This is a genomic window from Mycolicibacterium baixiangningiae (genome assembly GCF_016313185.1).
Taxonomy (GTDB): Bacteria; Actinomycetota; Actinomycetes; order Mycobacteriales; family Mycobacteriaceae; genus Mycobacterium; species Mycobacterium baixiangningiae.
In genome coordinates, this window is the sequence record NZ_CP066218.1 from 4,530,490 (window position 1) to 4,546,662 (window position 16,173).

Here is a 16,173-nt window from a genome sequence, read left to right on the forward strand (position 1 = left end):
GCGGGGGCCCGACATCCGGCCCACGCACCGAAGGTTTTGAGAACGCAGGGCCTGTTTCACTGACGTGAGCCACAGTACGAATCTTTCGACTGATGGAGTCACAATGTCCCTTTCTTCCCAGCCGGCTTCCCACCGCGAAGCGGCCACCCACCCCGGCTCGACGATCTGCCACACCGCCCGGTTCGCGGCGGCAACGCCGCAGCCGTCGACGACCGTCGTCACCGCCCACGGCGACCTCGACGCCGCCAACGCCCAGCACTTGGTGGACTTCACGTTGCAGCACGCCGAACGCGCGCTGGTCCTCGACCTCTCGGGCGTCGCATTCTTCGGCACCGCAGGCTTTTCCGCCTTGCACACCCTCAACGTCCGCTGCGCAAGTGCGAACATCGGCTGGGTTCTGGTGCCCAGTGCGGCCGTCAGCCGGCTCCTGCGGATCTGCGATCCGGACGCCACACTGCCCTGGTCGGACACCGTCCAGTCGGCGCTTTCAGCCCTGCCGGGTGAAGCGCGTCCGCTACTGCAACTGGTCGCGAAGCCGAGTTAGCGATTTGGCCAGCAGCCGCGACACGTGCATCTGTGAGATGCCTACGCGTTCGGCGATCTGGGTCTGGGTGAGGTTCTCGAAGAACCGCAGCAGCAGCACCATGCGTTCGCGTTCCGGAAGCGCCGCCAGCAGGGGCCGCAGCGCCTCACGGTTCTCGATCTGGTCGAGTCCCAGATCGACGTCGCCGAGCGTGTCGGCGATCGCGGGTGCTTCCTCGGTTCCGCTGTTCCCGCCGCTGTCTATGGACAGCGTGTTGTAGGAGCTCCCGGCGACCAGGCCCTCGACCACCTCGTCGCGGTCCATGCCGAGTTCCTCGGCGAGCTCGCTGGCCGTCGGCGCGCGGCCCAGCCGTTGTGACAATTCGGCGGTGGCCGCACCCAACCGCAGGTGCAGTTCCTTGAGCCGGCGGGGCACCTTGACCGACCAGCTGTTGTCCCGGAAGTGGCGGCGGACCTCACCCATGATCGTGGGCACGGCGAAGGACACGAAGTCCGATCCGGCGTCGACGTTGAAGCGGATCACCGCGTTGACCAGACCGACACGGGCGACCTGCACGAGGTCGTCCCGCGGTTCCCCGCGGCCGTCGAAACGGCGCGCGATGTGATCAGCCAGAGGCAGGCAGCGCTCAACGATCCGGTCGCGCTGGCGCTGGAACGTCGGCGTATCCGGGGTGAGCTGCTGGAGCTCCCGGAACATGGCGGCCACGTCCGAGTACTCAGAGTTCTGTCGTGGCGACGAACCCTGTGCCGACGATGGCGTCACCGCAACGAACTCGCTCGTCTCGTCGTCATCGAGATGCCGAATACCTGACCGTCTTCGTGGCTCTGGCCGTTGGAGAAGGTGCGCACCTCGTCGGTCAGCGAGCTCAGCACGTGCCAGCTGAAGCTGCCCGGCGCAAGGATGTCGGTGTTCTGACAGGTGGTCGACGCGTCCACTACGACCTCAGACTCCTTGGGGTGCACCACGACGACGAGCGTCGACTTGGGGACCGCCGAGCGGATCAGCCGGGTGCAGGCTTCGTCGACCGCGAGCCGCAGATCCGAGACCGCGTCGAAGTCGAGATCCTCAAAGGTGCCCACCGCGGCGACGAGCGTGCGCAACACCGCGAGGTTCTCCAGCGTCGCCGCAACACGCAGCTCCACCGAACGGTCGGCGCTGGCCTGCCCGTTGTGCTGATTCTCGACCTCGGCCATCTGACCTCCCGGCAATATCGAAGCGAGAGTACCCCAGCCCGTTCGGCGGCTAGCCATCGGCGCTCGGGGCAGTCGCAGGTACGTATGTGTGACGGCATATTCCTCCGGGTAATACCCGGTCATGGAGCAGATCGGCAGCACCGCCGGATGATCGTTCTCGTGCGCGCCCCAACCTCGTGCTCACCATGGTCTGCCTTCCATACCCCGGCTACCGCCGGTGCCAAACACCCGAGCCCGAGGTAGGTCAGGCCGGCGCCGATCACCCCGGCCCTCACACGCGCTCAATCAGCAGCGCGTCCACCGCCTCGAGCACGTCGGACACGGTGAGCCGCAACAACCCCGGGTCGGGGCGGTCGCCGTGCGGATCGCCTTCGCCGCCGGACCACAGGGCGACGTGGGGGCCGGTGCCGCGCGGACCCCACCGGCTCGGCGGGGTGGGCCCGAACATCAGCACCGATGGTGCGCCGGTGGCGGTGGCGATGTGGCCGACGCCGGTGTCACCGCAGACCAGCAGCCGGCAGTCACTGATGAGCGCGACCAGCCCCAGCAATCCGAGTGTGCCGGCCAGTACCGCACCGCCGGGGAGCCCGGCCTCGGCGGCCACCGTCCGGGCCAGGTCCAGCTCGTGGGAGTCGCCGGTGATCACCACCTCGTGTCCGTCGGCGTGCAGTGCGGCGGCAACGGCGGCGAACCGTTCGGGCGGCCAGCGGCGCGCGGGGAACGCGGCACCGGGGTGGACGACAACGACGCCGGCGCGATCGGGATAGCCGTTCGGACGCGGAATCGTCAGATCATCCGCAGCACTGGGTATCCCGGCCCACGCGAGCAGCCCGCACCAGCGGTCGACCTCATGGATGCCACTCGGCCAGGCCGGCCCCTGCAGTCCGGGGAATGTGTCATGGCGGTGGGTGAGGATCGACCGCGGACCGAGGGCGAGCAGGTCGCTGATGCTCTGCGGGCCGCTGCCGTGCAGGTTGACCGCCAGCGCCGGTGTGGTGCGCAGCGGGTGCAGCCGGCCCAGCCCGGGGGTCGGTTCGACCGCGTCGACCGCGCCGATGAGCGTCGCCAGCCCGCAGAACCGTTCCGGGGTGGCCAGCACGATGTGCGCGTCCGGATTTGCCCGGCGCAGCCCCCGCAGCGCGGGCACGCCGGTGAGCAGATCGCCGAGCCCGAGCGCACGCAGCACCAGGATGGTGTCGCTCACGGCGGTGTGACTCAAGGCGGTGTCACTCAAGGCGGTGTCACTCAAGGCCATGACGACTCCGTCGATGCGCACACCACCAGCTCCCGCACCTCGCACCCGGCAGGCTGGGTGAGCGCGAATATGATTGTCTCCGCGACGTTTTCGGGCTGGTTGAGCTTGGCGTCCGGTGGCGGCTTGTACTGTTCGTCGCGGTTGTCGAAGAATGCGGTGTGCATACCGCCGGGAATCAACGTGGTCACCCCGACCTGTCCGGCCAGTTCCGCGGCCAGTGCGCGGCTGAAGCCGACGACGCCGAACTTCGACGCACAGTAGGCGGTCGCATCGCTGACCGCTTTGATGCCCAGCGTGGACGCGCAGGTGACGATTCGGCCGTGGGTCGCCTTGAGGTACGGCAGCGCCGAGCGCACCACCGCGACGGTGCCGAGCAGGTTGACGTCGATGACGCGCTCCCAGTCCTTGACCGAGACATCGTCGAGTTTTCCGCACGCATCGATGCCCGCGGCAGTGAACACCCCGTGCAACCGGCCGTCCACGCTCTCGGCCAGTTCACGCACCGCGGAGTCGACCGCACCGGTGTCCGCGAGGTCGCACTGCACGAACGCGATGGTTTGACCGAAGTCGGCAGGCAACGGATTGACGTCGATCACCAGAGGTGTGCCCCCATGCTGGAGTACGGCTCTCACCGTGGCGGCGCCGAGCCCCGATGCGCCGCCGGTGACGAGGATGTTGCCGAGGCCCTGTGAGGTCATGAGGGGTCCTTTCGGTTCACGACCGCGCCGCGTGGGTCAGATTGGCCGCTGCGATCAGGTTGGAAGAGGAATAGCCGGCGACGGTGGGCAGCAGCACCACCTCACCGCCGTGCCTTCGCACGACGCCGGCTTCGGGGAGGTCGTTCTCGGTGTAGTCGCCGCCTTTGACCCAGATGTCGGGCCGCAGCCGTTCGAGCGCCTCTTCGGGCGAGGACTCGCCGAAGATCACGACCGCGTCGACACACGCCAGCGCGGCCAGCACCCGTGCCCGGTCCTCGGCGGCCATCACGGGTCGGCTCGGCCCTTTGAGCGCCCGCACGGAATCGTCGGAGTTGAGCAGCACCACCAGGGCGTCGCCGAGTTGACGGGCCTGGTGCAGCAGCCGCACGTGACCGGTGTGCAGCAGGTCGAAGCATCCGCCGGTGGCCACCAGGGTGCCGCCGCGTCTGCGCAACCGGTCCCGTACCTCGGTGACGTCACCGGTGAGCGCACTGGATGCGATTGCACCACGGCGGCTTCCGCCGACCGTGACAGCACGGGACACCCCGACGGCGCCCCCGGTGGTGACGAACCGGCTCGAAGCTTCGACGGCCGCGGTGACCGCCGCCGAGGCGTTGTCCCCCGCGCCGAAGGCCTGCGTCGCCGCCACGGCGAACCGGTCACCGGCGCCGCAGGTGTCACGCCGGCCCGTGGACACCCCCGCCACCGCGGGCACCGGGATGTGCACGCTGCCGGCCTCGCTGGCCAGCACCGCTCCCCCGGCGCCGAGCGTGACGCACACCGCGTCGGCCCGCCACCGCTGGCGCAGCCGCTCCGCGGAATGCGCATCGCTGTCACCGCGTTCGGAGAATCGTTCGGCCTCATCCTGATTCGGGGTGACCAGCCAGCAGCCGGGTGTCGGGGCCGCACCCCGCGGGTGCGGATCCCACACCACGGGCACACGTTCGGCCACGTCTGTCAGCAGTTGCCGCACACCGGGATGCGTGCAGACGCCACGGCCGTAGTCGGCCACACACACCGCACGCGCCTCGTCCAGCACGGCGGCCACCTCGTCGGGCAGTGCACCGCCCGCCGCGGTGCCATCCCCGTGATCGAGGCGCAGCATCGACTGCCCGGCGGCCCGGATCCTGGTCTTGCACACCGTGTCACCTGCGAGCGGCAACGCGACCACCCGCACCCCGGCCTCCTCGAGCAGCGCGGCCAGGGCCCGCCCGTCGGGGTCGTCGGCCAGTGCGGTGACCAGCACGACGTCCCGGTCGACGCGCGCGGCCAGCACGGCGGCCAGTCCGGCGCCGCCGGGGCGGTGCCAGACCCGTTCCGCGTCGACGACGGGCACCGGCGCCTCGGGGCTCAGCCGGGTGGCACTGCCCTCGATGTCGACGTCGAGCATCGAGTCCCCGATGATGACGAGGGGTTCACCCATGGGATGCTCCCACCGCGTCGTCGACCGCCATGCACAGCCCGTGCACCAGCAGCAGGTGGATCTCCTGCACGGTCGCGCCGCTGGGGGCGTCGACACAAATCGCGTCGTCGCACATCGCGGCCAGGGGGTTGGGCGCTGGACCGGTCAGGGCCCAGCACGTCAGCCCCATCTCGTGGCCGGCCTTCACCGCGGCCAGCACGTTGGGACTGGTGCCGCTGGTCGACAGGGTGACCAGCACGTCACCGAACCGGCCGTGCGCGCGCACACCTCTGGAGAAGACCTCTTCGACGCCGTAGTCGTTGGCGATCGCGGTGAGCGCCGAGGTGTCGGCATGTAACGAGATGGCGGACAACGGCATTCGTTCCCCCATGAAGCGCCCGACCAGTTCGGCGGTCAGGTGCTGCGCCTCTGCTGCACTGCCCCCGTTGCCGCAGGCCAGCAATCGGCCGCCGGACATCAGCACCTCGGCGAGGTGCCTGCCCCAGGAGTTCACCCTCGGCGTCTCGACGCCGATGCGGGTCAACGCCTCGGCGAGTGCGGAAATATGCGTCTCGATCATGGTTCTCCTCCCAATCGATCGACCGCGGCGAGCAGGTCGGCGTCGGTGATGCCGTCCAGACAGGGATGGCCGGGGACCGGGCAGGTGCGGGCGCGGGTGAGCCGGCAGGGCGCGTCCTGGTCACCGAGCCGGATGACGTTGCGGCCGTAAGGGCTCCACTGCGACGCGGGCACCACCGGTGCGAAAAGCGAGACCACTGGCACGCCGACGGCCGCGGCCAGGTGGGCGGGGCCGGTGTTGGGCACCACCACCACCCGGGCCGCGGCGTACAGCGCGGCCAGCGTGCGCAGGGTGGTGCGGCCACCGAGGTCGACAGCGACATCCCCTGCGACGTGCCGGGTGAGGTCCTTCTCGGCCGCCTCGCCGGTGACGACGACCCGGTGGCCCGCGGCGGTGAGCGCGGCGACCATGTCGGCGCTGCGCCGCGCGCTCGGTCTGCGGGCGAGCACCGCCGCCCCCGGGTGGAACACGACATACGGTCCGGCCGCCGTGATCTCGGCCAACTCTCCAATCAGGGGTGCGGGCGGACGCACCCGCAGCGCGCCGTCGTCCCCGCCGGGCAGCGCGCAGCCGCCCGCCTCGGCCAGCGACAACGCTCGTTGCGGTTCCGGGATCCCGGGCTCGACGTGGTGGCGCAGGTCGAGCAGGGTGCCGGGATAGTCCTCGCTGATCGCGCCCACCCACGGCACCGACGCCATCCGCAGGATCAGCGCCAGGGGCAGCGGAGACTGGTGGAAGGACGTGAAGATGAAGGCGCGGTCCGGCCGGATGTCGCGCAATTGCTTGATCAACGATTCGACATGGCCCGCGGTCAGCTCCGGGGAGTCGAAATCGACCCAGGGCGCCTGCCATTCGACGATCTCGCCGACACCGGGCAGCAGGTCGGCGGCCGCCCGGCCCCGCGGTCCGGCCAGGAACGTCACCGAATCGTGGTGCGCGGCGATCGCGCGCACCGCAGGTCCGGCGATCAACACGTCACCGGCACTGTCCAGCCTCGCGACCACCGCGCGGGTCACGTGCAGTCCCTGAGGATCATCTCGACCGCCTCCACCAGCGTCGCGGCCACCCGCGCCCTGCTGTGGGCCTCCGAGATCTCTTGGGGCAGTGTGCGTTCGGTGGGTACGAGCACCGCATCGGCGCGCGCCGCCAGTGCGGCGTTCACGTCACCCCCGGTGTCGCCGATCATCACGCACCGCGCTGGGTGCACACCGAGCGCGTCCGCGGCGGCCCGCACCATTGCGGGCGCCGGCTTGCGGCACGCGCAGCCGTCGTCGTTGTCGTGGACGCAGACCTGCCAGGAGTCGAACGGCCCGAGTTCGGCGTCGACACGGGCGTTCACCGCCGCGAGCTGGCCGTCGGTGATCAGCCCCTTCGCGACCCCGGACTGGTTGGTGACCACGGCCAGCAGCAGTCCGCGCTCGCGCAGCCTGCCCAGGGCGCCCTTCGCCCCTGGCATCGGTCTCACACCGGCGGGGTCGTTGAGGTACGGCCCGTCCTCGATGATGGTGTCGTCGCGGTCGAGCAGGACGGCCAGCGGCGGATCGCGCCGGGCCCCGCGGCACGCCGATTCGCCGCGCACCCGGTGGTACACCGCGACGGGAGGAATCAGGGCGCTGGTGAGGAGCATGCGTCCCGCCTCGAACACCGTGTGGGGACCCGCGAGGAATCTTCGCGCGGCGAATTCCAGAGTCAACGCCGCCCACGCGGCGCCCGCTCCCGCGGCAGTGCGCCGGTGCCTTCTGAGCGCGGCGAGTGTGGCGGTGGCCGCGGCGGCGGTCGTCGCGGCGTGGGCGGGGAGCCTGCCCCGGCCCTCGCCGATCAGAGAGCGCCAGCGCCTGCCATGTTTGCGGCGCATCAGCGCGTTGTCGCGGTTGCCGATCTGCGCGCGCACGCTGCTCATCAGCGACGCCCGGGCCACCGGGTGGGTGGACCTCCTCGCACCCTGGAGGATCATGTTGTCCTGCAGGGTGATTCGCAGCGCGAGGTCGGAGTCCTCCCGGTAGGCCCGGGGGAACCTCTCGTCGAAGCCGCCGACCGCGATCAGGACGTCACGCCGGTAGGCCATGTCCGCGGTGATCCACCGCGCATCGGCGAGGCGCCGGGTGCGCTTCTCGTCGTCGGTCGCGCGCCGCCCCTCGACCGTGGGCACCTCGATGACCGCCTGAGTGCCCGCCGCACCCGCCGTGTCGGCGCCCCGCAGATCGGCGGCCAGTGCGTTCAGCCAACCGGGTCCGGGCACGACGTCGTCGTCGACGAAGCACACCCACCGGGTGTTCGTGGCGCGCCACCCGGTGTTGCGCGCCGCCGCCGGGCCGCGGCCACCGCTGCGCAGCACGGTGACCGGAAGGCCCGTGTCCGCCCGCAACGCAGGCACGTCGCCCCGGCGGTCGTCGACGACGACCACACATTCCGGCGCGGGACCGTGCTCGGTATCGAGTGCGGCCAGCAGCCGGAACAGCGACTCCCGGCCGATGGTCGGGACGACGATCGAGAACGATGCGGTGTACGTGTCCGTCACACGGGCCTCCGCACCAGGAACGGCCCGATCGCCAGCACATCGATGGGGCTGCTGCCGAAGCATTCGAGGGCGTCACGGGGGCTGTCGACCATCGGGCGGCCCGCGGTGTTGAAGCTGGTGTTGACGACGACCGGCACACCTGTGCGTGCGGCAAACCGGGCGATGGTGGCGTGCAGCAGCGGTTGGCTGTCGTCCACGGTCTGGATGCGCGCGGTGTTGTCGACATGGGTGACCGCCGGGATGCGTGAGCGCCACTGCTCGGCCACCTCGTGCACGAACAGCATGTAGCGGCTGGGAAGCGGCCCGCCCGAGAAGATCTCGGCCGCCCGCTCGGCGAGCACCATCGGCGCCACCGGCCGGAACTGTTCGCGGCCCTTGACGGTGTTGAGCCGCTCCAGGTTCTCGATGCGGCGGGGATCAGCGAGCAGCGACCGGTTACCCAGGGCGCGCGGACCGAACTCCGCCCGCCCCTGGAACCAGCCGATGAGCTTGTCGTCGGCCAACGCATCGCCGACCGCGGTGGCGACGTCGTCAGGGCGTTCGAACGGCACGGCCGCCTCGCGCAGCGTGGCCTCGATCTCGCCGTCGGAGAAGCCGCGGCCCAGTGCGGCGGACGGCATCGGGCTGATCGGTTCGCCCGCCTCCCCGGCCAGGGAGAGCGCGGCCCCCAGCGCCGTCCCCGAATCGCCCGCGGCCGGTTGCACCCACACGTCGTCGAAGCCGCCGCGCGCGAAGATCTTCGAGTTGGCGACGCAGTTGAGCGCCACTCCCCCCGCCAGGCACAGGCTCTCGGAGTCGGTGCGCCCACGCAGCCAGCCCACCAGATCGAGCAGCACGTCCTCGACGGCGCGCTGCACGCTCGACGCCAGGTCCGCGTGGTCGGGTTCGGGGCGGTCCAGCGCGTGGCCGCTACCCGCGCCGGCCTTGCGTTTCGGAGCGAAGGACTCCCAGTCGACCGGTTCGGTGCGGAATCCGCCGTCACCGGTGGAGTACACCGATTCCCGCAGCCGGTCGGCGAATCGCGGTGCGCCGTAGGACGCCATCGCCATCACCTTGTATTCGTCGCTGGAGCGGACGAATCCGAGGTGTTCGGTGAGTTCCTCGTAGAAAAGCCCCAGTGAATGCGGAAGTGATTGGGTGGCAAGCACATCGAGCTTCTGGTCCCGGTAGGCGCCGGCGAGCATCGAGGCGCGCTCGCCGCGGCCGTCGACGACCAGCACCGCGCAGTCCGGGTGCGGCGAGGCCAGCGCGGCCGAGGCCGCGTGCGCGACGTGGTGGCGGACGTGGCGGACGATGCTGGGGTCCAGCCCGGGCAGCGCCGACTGCAGGAACCGGGGTGCCCGTTCGGCGTAGAGCGTGCGCAGGTACTCCCAGTCGCGGTCGAGTCCCGCCATGCCCGCGGTGGTTTCGTCCATCAGTGCCGGGTCGTAGGAGTAGCCGACGGCGTCCAGGTCTGCCGGGTCGAGGCCGGCGTGGGCCAGACACCAGCGGGCGGCCTGCACCGGCATCTCCCAGGTGGAGAACGGCACCGCCTGCTTGCCGTGCTTGCGGCGGGAGAACCGTTCCTCCTCGGCGGCCGCCACGATCCGACCGTCCACGACGAGGGCCGCGGCCGGATCGTGGAACACCGCGTTGATGCCGAGAATTCGCATCCGTCGTTCCCCTAACTTGCTGAGTTTGCGTGCGCTGCTGCGTATTCCGAGATGTGATCCACCGAGCGGAACCACTCGACGGTCCGTGCCAGCCCGTCCCGGTAGGGCATCCGCGGTTGCCAGCCGAGTTGTTCGCCGGCCACCGCGATGTCCGGGCAGCGCCGCTGGGGGTCGTCCTCGACGGCAGGCAGGAACTCGATGGCCGACTCCGCGCCCGCGAGTTCGCGGATGAGTTCGGCTACGTGCTGCACCGTCACCTCGTGCGGGTTGCCGATGTTGACCGGACCCGGGTACGCCGAGCGGGCCAGTGCCATCAGTCCTTCGACGGTGTCGTCGACGAAGCACAGCGACCGGGTCTGCAGACCCGACCCGGTAACGGTGATCGGTTCGCCCGCAAGCGCCTGGCGGATGAACGTCGGCACCATACGGCCGTCGTGGGAGCGCATCCGCGGCCCGTAGGTGTTGAAGATCCGTGCCACCCCGACGTCGGTGCCGCGCTCGCGACGGTGGGCGAACGTCAGTGCCTCGGCGTAACGCTTGGCCTCGTCGTACACACTGCGGGGGCCGGTCGGATTGACGTTGCCCCAGTAGGTTTCGGTCTGCGGATGCTCGAGTGGATCACCGTAGACCTCGCTGGTCGACGCCAGCACCAACCGCGCGCCGTGACTTTCGGCGACCGCCAGCGCGTTGGCGGTGCCCATCGCGCCGGTGTGCAGGGTGTGCAGCGGCAGTCGTAGGTAGTCCACGGGCGAGGCGGGTGAGGCGAGGTGGAACACCACGTCCACGTGTTCGGCCAGCGCCGGTCCGGTCAGCGGTTCGGTGATGTCCTGGTGCACGAACCGGTAGCCCGGATGGTCACGGAGCAGGTTCTCCGCGTCGGGTGCGCTGGTCGACAGGTCGTCGGCACAGATGACCTCCACCCCGGTGGCCAGCAGCCGTTCGCACAGGTGGCCGCCGACGAATCCGCAACCACCGAGCACCACAGCCCGGCCCGAGTCATGCAGCACGGCGCCGAACCCCCGAAGTGGTGGGGAAAGCGCCGTTTGCCGTGTGGCCGGCGGGGGAAGGACAGCGACCATGGCCCAACGGAACCCGCCGCGAACCACGTTCGTGATCGCCAGCCGGGACCGGGCGGGCGAACTGGCGTCCGTCGTGACCCGCCTGCTCGACACCACCGAGTGCCCGGTCGTCGTGGTGGACAACGACTCTCGCGACGATTCGGTGGCCACCGTCAAACGCGTGGCGTCCCGCGCGGCGGGCCGGGTGCACCTCGTCGAACTGGACAGCAACCGCGGGGCGGTGGGCCGCAACGCCGGCGTCGCGGCCAGCGCCACCCCGTACGTGGCGTTCTGCGACGACGACTCCTGGTGGCAGCCCGACGCTCCGGCGATTGCCGAGCAGACCTTCGACGCCCACCCCGGGGTGGGCCTGCTCGCCGCCCGCACCATCGTGCTGCCCCGCGACCGGGAGGACGACTTCAGCAGAATGCTGGCCGACAGCCCGCTGGGACATCCGCCGCATCTGCCCGGCCCGGCGATCCTGGGTTTCATGTCGTGCGCGGCGATGGTGCGCAGGGCCGCGTTCGAACAGGCCGGCGGATTCTCCGGCATCCTGCATTTCCGCGGCGAGGAGATGCTGCTCGCCGTGGACATGACCACACTCGGCTGGGACCTGTGCTACTGCCCGGCCCTGGTGGCGATGCACCAGCCGTCGCAGGTGCGCGCCACCACCGCCGCACAGGCCGCCCGCGTGATGCGCAACGACGTTCTGACCACCTGGCTGCGCCGCCCCGCCGGACAGTGCCTGCGGGCCACCGGCACACTGCTCACCGCGACGCTGCGCGACACCGAACACGCGCGGGCCGCGGGCGAGGCCGTCGCGCGCCTGCCCGCCGTGCTGCGCGGGCGCAGGCGCCTGCCGGACCGGGTCGAGCGGGCGCTCGAGCTGCTGGAGTCCGGGTGAGGCGCTCATACCGACGAGGCGGACGTCGTCGCGGATGTCGTGGGGTCGCATGCCGCCGTCTCGTGGGCGCCGGGCACCACCCGGTCGTAGATGCGCAGCGTGTCGGCGGCGACGCGATCCCATGAGTACCGCGCTCGGGCACGGTCGCGTCCCGCGGCGCCCAGGCTCTGCCGCAGGAACGCGTCGTGCAGCAGGGTGTTGACCGCTTCGGCGACCTCGACGGGCCGCTTCGGGGTAACCAGGCGCCCGGTGACGTCGTGGACGACGGTGTCGAGCATCCCGCCCACGGCGGCGGCCACGACCGGGACACCACATCCCATCGCCTCGAGTGGGACGATGCCGAACGGCTCGTACCACGGCGTGCAGGCGACGACATCGGCCGACCGCAGCAGGGCGGGCATGTCCGCGCGGGCCACCGCCCCCTGGAACACCAGCCGGTCGCCGACGCCGAGCCGCTCGGCGAGGTCGCGCAGCCGGCGGGCTTCGGGGTCGGCCTCCACCTCGGCGCGGTCGGGTCCGCCGACCAGCACCAGTTCCGCGTCCGCGATGGCGGGCAGTGCGCGGACCACCACGTCGAAACCCTTGCGCGGCACGAACCTTCCGACGCTCACGACCCGGTACCGCGCGCCGCGTTCGGCGCGGGGGCCGTCCGGGGTGAACAGGTCGAGGTCGACCCCGCACGGGACCACCGAGATCCGGGTGCGCGACCGCCCGAGCCGCATGAGTTCGAACACCTCGTCGGTGCACGTGGCGGCCACCCACGTCGCGGTGCGGGCCACCATCGCCTCGAGCTTCAGCCGGTCCTTGGGGCTGGTGTCCAGCGCACCCTGGTGACGACGTTTGACCACACCGAGGGCATGGAACGTCTGCACCGCGGGCAGGTCGAGGTGCCGGGCGGCCAACTGGGTGGCGATACCCGACATCCAGAAGTGCGCGTGGGTCACGTCGGGCCGGTCACTGCTCCACTGTTCGTCGAGGTACTGCGCGAACGGCCCCATATGCCCCAGCAACTCGTCCTTGGGCAGCGGGCGGGCGGGCCCGGCGGGTACGTGCACGACGGTGTAACCCTCTGCCGTGGTGACGCGTTCGGGAAGATCCGGGTCGTCGCGGCGGGTGTAGACGGTGACCTCGTGATCACAGCGTGCCAGCGCCGCCGACAACTCGGCCACATGAACGTTCTGACCGCCGGCGTCCACCCCGCCGAGGGTCGCCAGTGGGCTGGCGTGTTCGGAGACCATTGCGATCTTCATCGGCTTCCTCTCCCGCGACGTCAACCGCAGCAGTCGTCGATCAACCGATCCCAGTCATCGAGGAAGCGGTCGAGCGAGAAGTGCGCCATCGCGAAGTCACGCGCCGCCTTACCCGCGGCACCGGCCGCGGGCGGATCGGACACGAACCTTTCCAGCGCCGATGCCAGCGTCTCGACATCGGCACTCACCACACCCGCCTCGGCGGGCACCACCAGCGGCGCCATCGTCGAGGCGACAGCCACCACGGGCATTCCCAGGAACATCGCCTCCACCAGCGACAGTCCGAGCGAGGTCCACCGCGCCGTGTGCAGGTACACCCGGCGCCGCGCCACGTCCTGCCACAGCTGCGGTCCCGGGACGTCTCCCTGTGCGCGGACGCCCGGCCAGTGCCGGTCGGCCAGTGCCGCTGTTCCCATACCCCACACGTCGATCGGGACGCGGGCCCCCAGCGGGGCCAGGAGATCGGCACCGACCGTGCGCCAGCGCCGCACCGGTTCGTTGATCATCGTCGCGGCCGCCGCGATCTCACCGCTGTAGCGCAGCCCGGGATCGGCGATGCCGTGGTCGATCACCCGAGTGGGCGCGTCACCGCTGTCCCACATCAGTCGGTTGAAGTCGGTGACGTGGACGACGGGAATGTCGGTGCGGTCGGCCAGCGGATGCACACTGTCGACGGCGTGCGGTCGCGGCGCGTTGTGTTCGACGTAGACGGCGGGAAGGTCGCGACCCGGCCGCCGGCCCGTCCACCGCTCGGTCAGCTCGATCTCCTCGGGGCGCTGCAGCACCACCAGCTCGATGTCCTCGCCGCGCAGCCGGTCGGCGTCGATCTCTTCGGCCTGGGGCCAGTCCCGGCCGAGCAGCCCCCGGCCGTCAGCGTCCCTGGCGGCGTTCACCGGGACCAGGTAGCGATGCGCGCCGGCCACCAGCGCCTGCATCCAGGCGCCGTGCACGTGCCACGCCAGAATCGCGCGCTGCCTGCCGGTCGACATGGGGCCCGGCTACCCGGGGCCTTTGTCGGTAAACGTCGAGCGTTAGAGAATTCATATTTGGTCACGCATACGTTCGTGACGCGGATGACTCCGTGCGGACGACCTGTTTGACCGCGCAACAGCGGGATATTCGGCGCGCATGGCTGATTCCGCTCCAACGCCCGACGCCGTGATCCCCTACCCCGGCGAAACCTCCGACATGTCCGAACGCCCCCGCGACGAGATGCGCGACTACGTCGGCCGAGATCTGCTCGCCGGCAAGCGGGCACTGATCACCGGCGGTGACTCCGGGATCGGCCGCGCGGTCGCGGTCGCCTTCGCCAAGGAGGGCGCCGATGTGGCGATCGCCTACCTCGACGAACAGCAGGACGCCGAGCACACCGCCGGGCTGGTGGAACAGTGCGGACGGCGGTGCCTTCTGTTGCCGGGCGATCTGGCCGAGGCGCAGCAGTGCCGCACCGTGGTCGACCGCACCGTCGCCGAGTTCGGCGGCCTGGACATCGTGGTGAACAACGTCGCCTATCAGAACCCGGTCGACTCGCTGACCGATATCACCGACGAACAGTGGCGCCGCACGTTCGCGGTGAACATCGACAGCTTCTTCCGGGTCACCAAGGCCGCGCTCGAACATCTGCCCGAAGGCGGGGCGATCATCAACACCGCGTCGATCAACGGGCTGCGCGGAAACAAGACGCTGATCGACTACTCGGCCACCAAGGGTGCGGTGCTGGCGCTGACGTACTCCTTGGCGCAGTCGCTGACCGAGCGCAAGATCCGCGTCAACTGCGTCGCGCCCGGCCCGGTGTGGACTCCGCTCATCCCCGCGACGATGGACGCGGAGAAAGTCGAATCCTTCGGCGAGCAGACACCTTTCGGCCGTGCCGCCCAACCCGACGAGATCGCGCCGTCGTACGTGTTCTTCGCGGCCGGGCAGTTCTCGTCCTACTACAGCGGTGAGGTTCTCGCTCCCATCGGCGGGGAGACCCTGCCCGGGTGACTGTTTAGCCCAGGTAAGGGATGGGCACCCCATAGCCACGCGTTCGATCTAGGTGAAAGGTGAGCATGACCGAGAAGAACAGTGGACCCGAAGAAGGCATCAAGGGCGCCGTCGAGGACGTCAAGGGCAAGGCCAAGGAGACCGTCGGCACCGTGACCGGCCGGGATGACATGATCCGCGAGGGTAAGGCCCAGCAGGACAAGGCCGACGCTCAGCAGGACGCAGCCCGCAAGGAGGCCGAGGCGGAAGCGGCCCGCGGTGGCGCGAAGGCTGCCGAGGAACGCCAGAAGAGCGAGCAGTAACAGCGGTTACGAAAAAGGCCCAGCCGATCGGCTGGGCCTTTTTCGTTGACGTGTCGTCAGCGCGACGGGCGCTGCGGTTCGGCGTCGGGATGCTCGGCATACCAACGCTCTTCGATGTTCTTCACGCGGCGGTGCGCGATCAGGAACCACGCCCCGGCCACCACGAACACCACGGCGGAGATACATCCGAGCATCACACCGACGCCGTGATTGGACGTCGCATGGGCCGCCAGCGCGGCGACGAACGACACGAGCGCCACCCCGAGCAGGATCAGCGCCGGCATGTTCTTGGTGTCCTTCATCGTCTCACCGGCATGCGGACGGGTGGTCCGCGAGTGGTCGACGGGATCGTCTGGACTCTTCATGGGTAAACCTCCTTCAGCACGACTACACCTACCCGATGCACGGGGGCGCGAAACGAAACGTCAGGAACCGGCGAGCACCGGCACACCGGTCACCGCGACCAGCACCATCAGCGCAATCAGGAACCACCCCGAGACCTGCCAGGCCCACCATGTGTCGGTCCGGGTGCGGTGTCCGAACGCCCGCAGGAAGGCCCGAACCGCTCCGACCAGCAGGATGGCCGGCGCTCCGAGTGCGAGCAGAGTGCGCTGCGGCGCACCGCACGCCAGCGCGTCGGCCACGGAACCACCGCAGGTGCTGACCCACACCGCGGCGACGGCCAGAAAGGCGCCGCCGAGCAGGGCGACGGCCGTCGTGAACCGCGCCACGACGCGCACTCCCACGTGCAGACCGACGTCTTGTCGCACATCGTGCGGACTCTGATACACCGTGCACCTACCGACGTTTGCTCACCACCACCGACGCAGC

At 70.3% G+C, this 16,173-nt stretch carries 18 protein-coding genes; 4 read left to right on the forward strand and 14 right to left on the reverse strand.

Annotation, left to right across the window (positions count from 1 at the left end; genetic code table 11):
• Nucleotides 1-103 precede the first annotated feature (103 nt).
• Nucleotides 104-544, forward strand: coding sequence for an STAS domain-containing protein (locus I7X18_RS21395; protein WP_193045992.1), 441 nt, complete (start codon nucleotides 104-106; stop codon nucleotides 542-544).
• Here the strand turns inward: I7X18_RS21395 and I7X18_RS21400 are convergent.
• The 10 genes from I7X18_RS21400 to I7X18_RS21445 form a co-directional block, all read right to left on the reverse strand.
• Nucleotides 515-1,306 (reverse strand): RNA polymerase sigma factor SigF, encoded by a 792-nt coding sequence (locus tag I7X18_RS21400; RefSeq protein WP_193045993.1) that lies wholly within the window; start codon nucleotides 1,304-1,306, stop codon nucleotides 515-517. The two genes, I7X18_RS21395 and I7X18_RS21400, sit on opposite strands and share 30 nt — an antisense overlap.
• Nucleotides 1,303-1,737 carry an ATP-binding protein gene (locus tag I7X18_RS21405; RefSeq protein ID WP_193045994.1) on the reverse strand — a complete coding sequence of 145 codons (435 nt, stop codon included), beginning with the start codon at nucleotides 1,735-1,737 and terminating at the stop codon, nucleotides 1,303-1,305. The genes I7X18_RS21400 and I7X18_RS21405 overlap by 4 nt, the downstream gene beginning before the upstream one ends.
• A gap of 271 nt (nucleotides 1,738-2,008) precedes the next feature.
• Entirely contained in the window at nucleotides 2,009-2,992 is a 984-nt protein-coding gene (locus I7X18_RS21410; RefSeq protein WP_193045995.1) for a glycosyltransferase family 9 protein, read from the reverse strand.
• The gene (locus I7X18_RS21415; RefSeq protein WP_193045996.1) at nucleotides 2,983-3,690 is read right to left on the reverse strand and encodes an SDR family oxidoreductase; all 708 of its coding nucleotides are present in this window, start codon (nucleotides 3,688-3,690) and stop codon (nucleotides 2,983-2,985) included. The genes I7X18_RS21410 and I7X18_RS21415 overlap by 10 nt, the downstream gene beginning before the upstream one ends.
• Nucleotides 3,691-3,706: 16 nt before the next feature.
• Nucleotides 3,707-5,113 (reverse strand): PfkB family carbohydrate kinase, encoded by a 1,407-nt coding sequence (locus I7X18_RS21420; protein WP_193045997.1) that lies wholly within the window; start codon nucleotides 5,111-5,113, stop codon nucleotides 3,707-3,709.
• Entirely contained in the window at nucleotides 5,106-5,672 is a 567-nt protein-coding gene (locus I7X18_RS21425; protein WP_193045998.1) for a D-sedoheptulose-7-phosphate isomerase, read from the reverse strand. The genes I7X18_RS21420 and I7X18_RS21425 overlap by 8 nt, the downstream gene beginning before the upstream one ends.
• Entirely contained in the window at nucleotides 5,669-6,688 is a 1,020-nt protein-coding gene (locus tag I7X18_RS21430) for a glycosyltransferase family 9 protein (protein WP_193045999.1), read from the reverse strand. Before I7X18_RS21430 ends, I7X18_RS21425 begins: the two co-directional genes overlap by 4 nt.
• On the reverse strand, nucleotides 6,685-8,190 hold the full coding sequence (locus tag I7X18_RS21435; protein WP_232375298.1) for an HAD-IIIA family hydrolase: 1,506 nt from the start codon (nucleotides 8,188-8,190) through the stop codon (nucleotides 6,685-6,687). Before I7X18_RS21435 ends, I7X18_RS21430 begins: the two co-directional genes overlap by 4 nt.
• Nucleotides 8,187-9,842: a carbamoyltransferase family protein gene (locus tag I7X18_RS21440; RefSeq protein ID WP_193046001.1), complete on the reverse strand. Its 1,656-nt coding sequence runs from the start codon at nucleotides 9,840-9,842 to the stop codon at nucleotides 8,187-8,189. Before I7X18_RS21440 ends, I7X18_RS21435 begins: the two co-directional genes overlap by 4 nt.
• 11 nt (nucleotides 9,843-9,853) lie before the next feature.
• The gene (locus I7X18_RS21445; protein WP_226863577.1) at nucleotides 9,854-10,846 is read right to left on the reverse strand and encodes a UDP-glucuronic acid decarboxylase family protein; all 993 of its coding nucleotides are present in this window, start codon (nucleotides 10,844-10,846) and stop codon (nucleotides 9,854-9,856) included.
• Nucleotides 10,847-10,919: 73 nt separating this feature from the next.
• Between I7X18_RS21445 and I7X18_RS21450 the strand changes: the two genes are divergently transcribed.
• The gene (locus I7X18_RS21450; RefSeq protein WP_193046003.1) at nucleotides 10,920-11,804 is read left to right on the forward strand and encodes a glycosyltransferase family 2 protein; all 885 of its coding nucleotides are present in this window, start codon (nucleotides 10,920-10,922) and stop codon (nucleotides 11,802-11,804) included.
• A 5-nt stretch (nucleotides 11,805-11,809) separates the two neighbouring features.
• Here I7X18_RS21450 and I7X18_RS21455 read toward each other — a convergent pair whose 3' ends face one another.
• Nucleotides 11,810-13,054: a glycosyltransferase gene (locus tag I7X18_RS21455; protein ID WP_193046004.1), complete on the reverse strand. Its 1,245-nt coding sequence runs from the start codon at nucleotides 13,052-13,054 to the stop codon at nucleotides 11,810-11,812.
• 20 nt (nucleotides 13,055-13,074) lie between these two features.
• Entirely contained in the window at nucleotides 13,075-14,043 is a 969-nt protein-coding gene (locus I7X18_RS21460) for a glycosyltransferase (RefSeq protein WP_193046005.1), read from the reverse strand.
• Nucleotides 14,044-14,182: 139 nt separating this feature from the next.
• On the opposite strand from I7X18_RS21460, the gene I7X18_RS21465 reads away from it, so the two are divergent.
• The gene (locus I7X18_RS21465; protein WP_193046006.1) at nucleotides 14,183-15,040 is read left to right on the forward strand and encodes an SDR family oxidoreductase; all 858 of its coding nucleotides are present in this window, start codon (nucleotides 14,183-14,185) and stop codon (nucleotides 15,038-15,040) included.
• Nucleotides 15,041-15,105: 65 nt separating this feature from the next.
• A complete protein-coding gene (mbp1, locus tag I7X18_RS21470; protein ID WP_193046007.1) occupies nucleotides 15,106-15,342 on the forward strand; it encodes a microaggregate-binding protein 1 in 237 nt (78 codons plus the stop codon).
• A gap of 56 nt (nucleotides 15,343-15,398) precedes the next feature.
• Here mbp1 and usfY read toward each other — a convergent pair whose 3' ends face one another.
• Nucleotides 15,399-15,707 carry a protein UsfY gene (gene usfY, locus I7X18_RS21475; RefSeq protein ID WP_193046008.1) on the reverse strand — a complete coding sequence of 103 codons (309 nt, stop codon included), beginning with the start codon at nucleotides 15,705-15,707 and terminating at the stop codon, nucleotides 15,399-15,401.
• Nucleotides 15,708-15,767: 60 nt separating this feature from the next.
• Nucleotides 15,768-16,133 (reverse strand): hypothetical protein, encoded by a 366-nt coding sequence (locus I7X18_RS21480; RefSeq protein WP_193046009.1) that lies wholly within the window; start codon nucleotides 16,131-16,133, stop codon nucleotides 15,768-15,770.
• Nucleotides 16,134-16,173: the final 40 nt, after the last annotated feature.

Coding starts and splice junctions, on each gene's coding strand:
- I7X18_RS21395 (WP_193045992.1), top strand. CDS start 104: ATGTCCCTTTCTTCCCAGCCGGCTTCCCACCGCGAAGCGGCCACCCAC.
- I7X18_RS21405 (WP_193045994.1), bottom strand. CDS start 1,737: ATGGCCGAGGTCGAGAATCAGCACAACGGGCAGGCCAGCGCCGACCGT.
- I7X18_RS21410 (WP_193045995.1), bottom strand. CDS start 2,992: ATGGCCTTGAGTGACACCGCCTTGAGTGACACCGCCTTGAGTCACACC.
- I7X18_RS21415 (WP_193045996.1), bottom strand. CDS start 3,690: ATGACCTCACAGGGCCTCGGCAACATCCTCGTCACCGGCGGCGCATCG.
- I7X18_RS21420 (WP_193045997.1), bottom strand. CDS start 5,113: ATGGGTGAACCCCTCGTCATCATCGGGGACTCGATGCTCGACGTCGAC.
- I7X18_RS21425 (WP_193045998.1), bottom strand. CDS start 5,672: ATGATCGAGACGCATATTTCCGCACTCGCCGAGGCGTTGACCCGCATC.
- I7X18_RS21440 (WP_193046001.1), bottom strand. CDS start 9,842: ATGCGAATTCTCGGCATCAACGCGGTGTTCCACGATCCGGCCGCGGCC.
- I7X18_RS21450 (WP_193046003.1), top strand. CDS start 10,920: ATGGCCCAACGGAACCCGCCGCGAACCACGTTCGTGATCGCCAGCCGG.
- I7X18_RS21455 (WP_193046004.1), bottom strand. CDS start 13,054: ATGAAGATCGCAATGGTCTCCGAACACGCCAGCCCACTGGCGACCCTC.
- I7X18_RS21460 (WP_193046005.1), bottom strand. CDS start 14,043: ATGTCGACCGGCAGGCAGCGCGCGATTCTGGCGTGGCACGTGCACGGC.
- I7X18_RS21465 (WP_193046006.1), top strand. CDS start 14,183: ATGGCTGATTCCGCTCCAACGCCCGACGCCGTGATCCCCTACCCCGGC.
- mbp1 (WP_193046007.1), top strand. CDS start 15,106: ATGACCGAGAAGAACAGTGGACCCGAAGAAGGCATCAAGGGCGCCGTC.
- usfY (WP_193046008.1), bottom strand. CDS start 15,707: ATGAAGAGTCCAGACGATCCCGTCGACCACTCGCGGACCACCCGTCCG.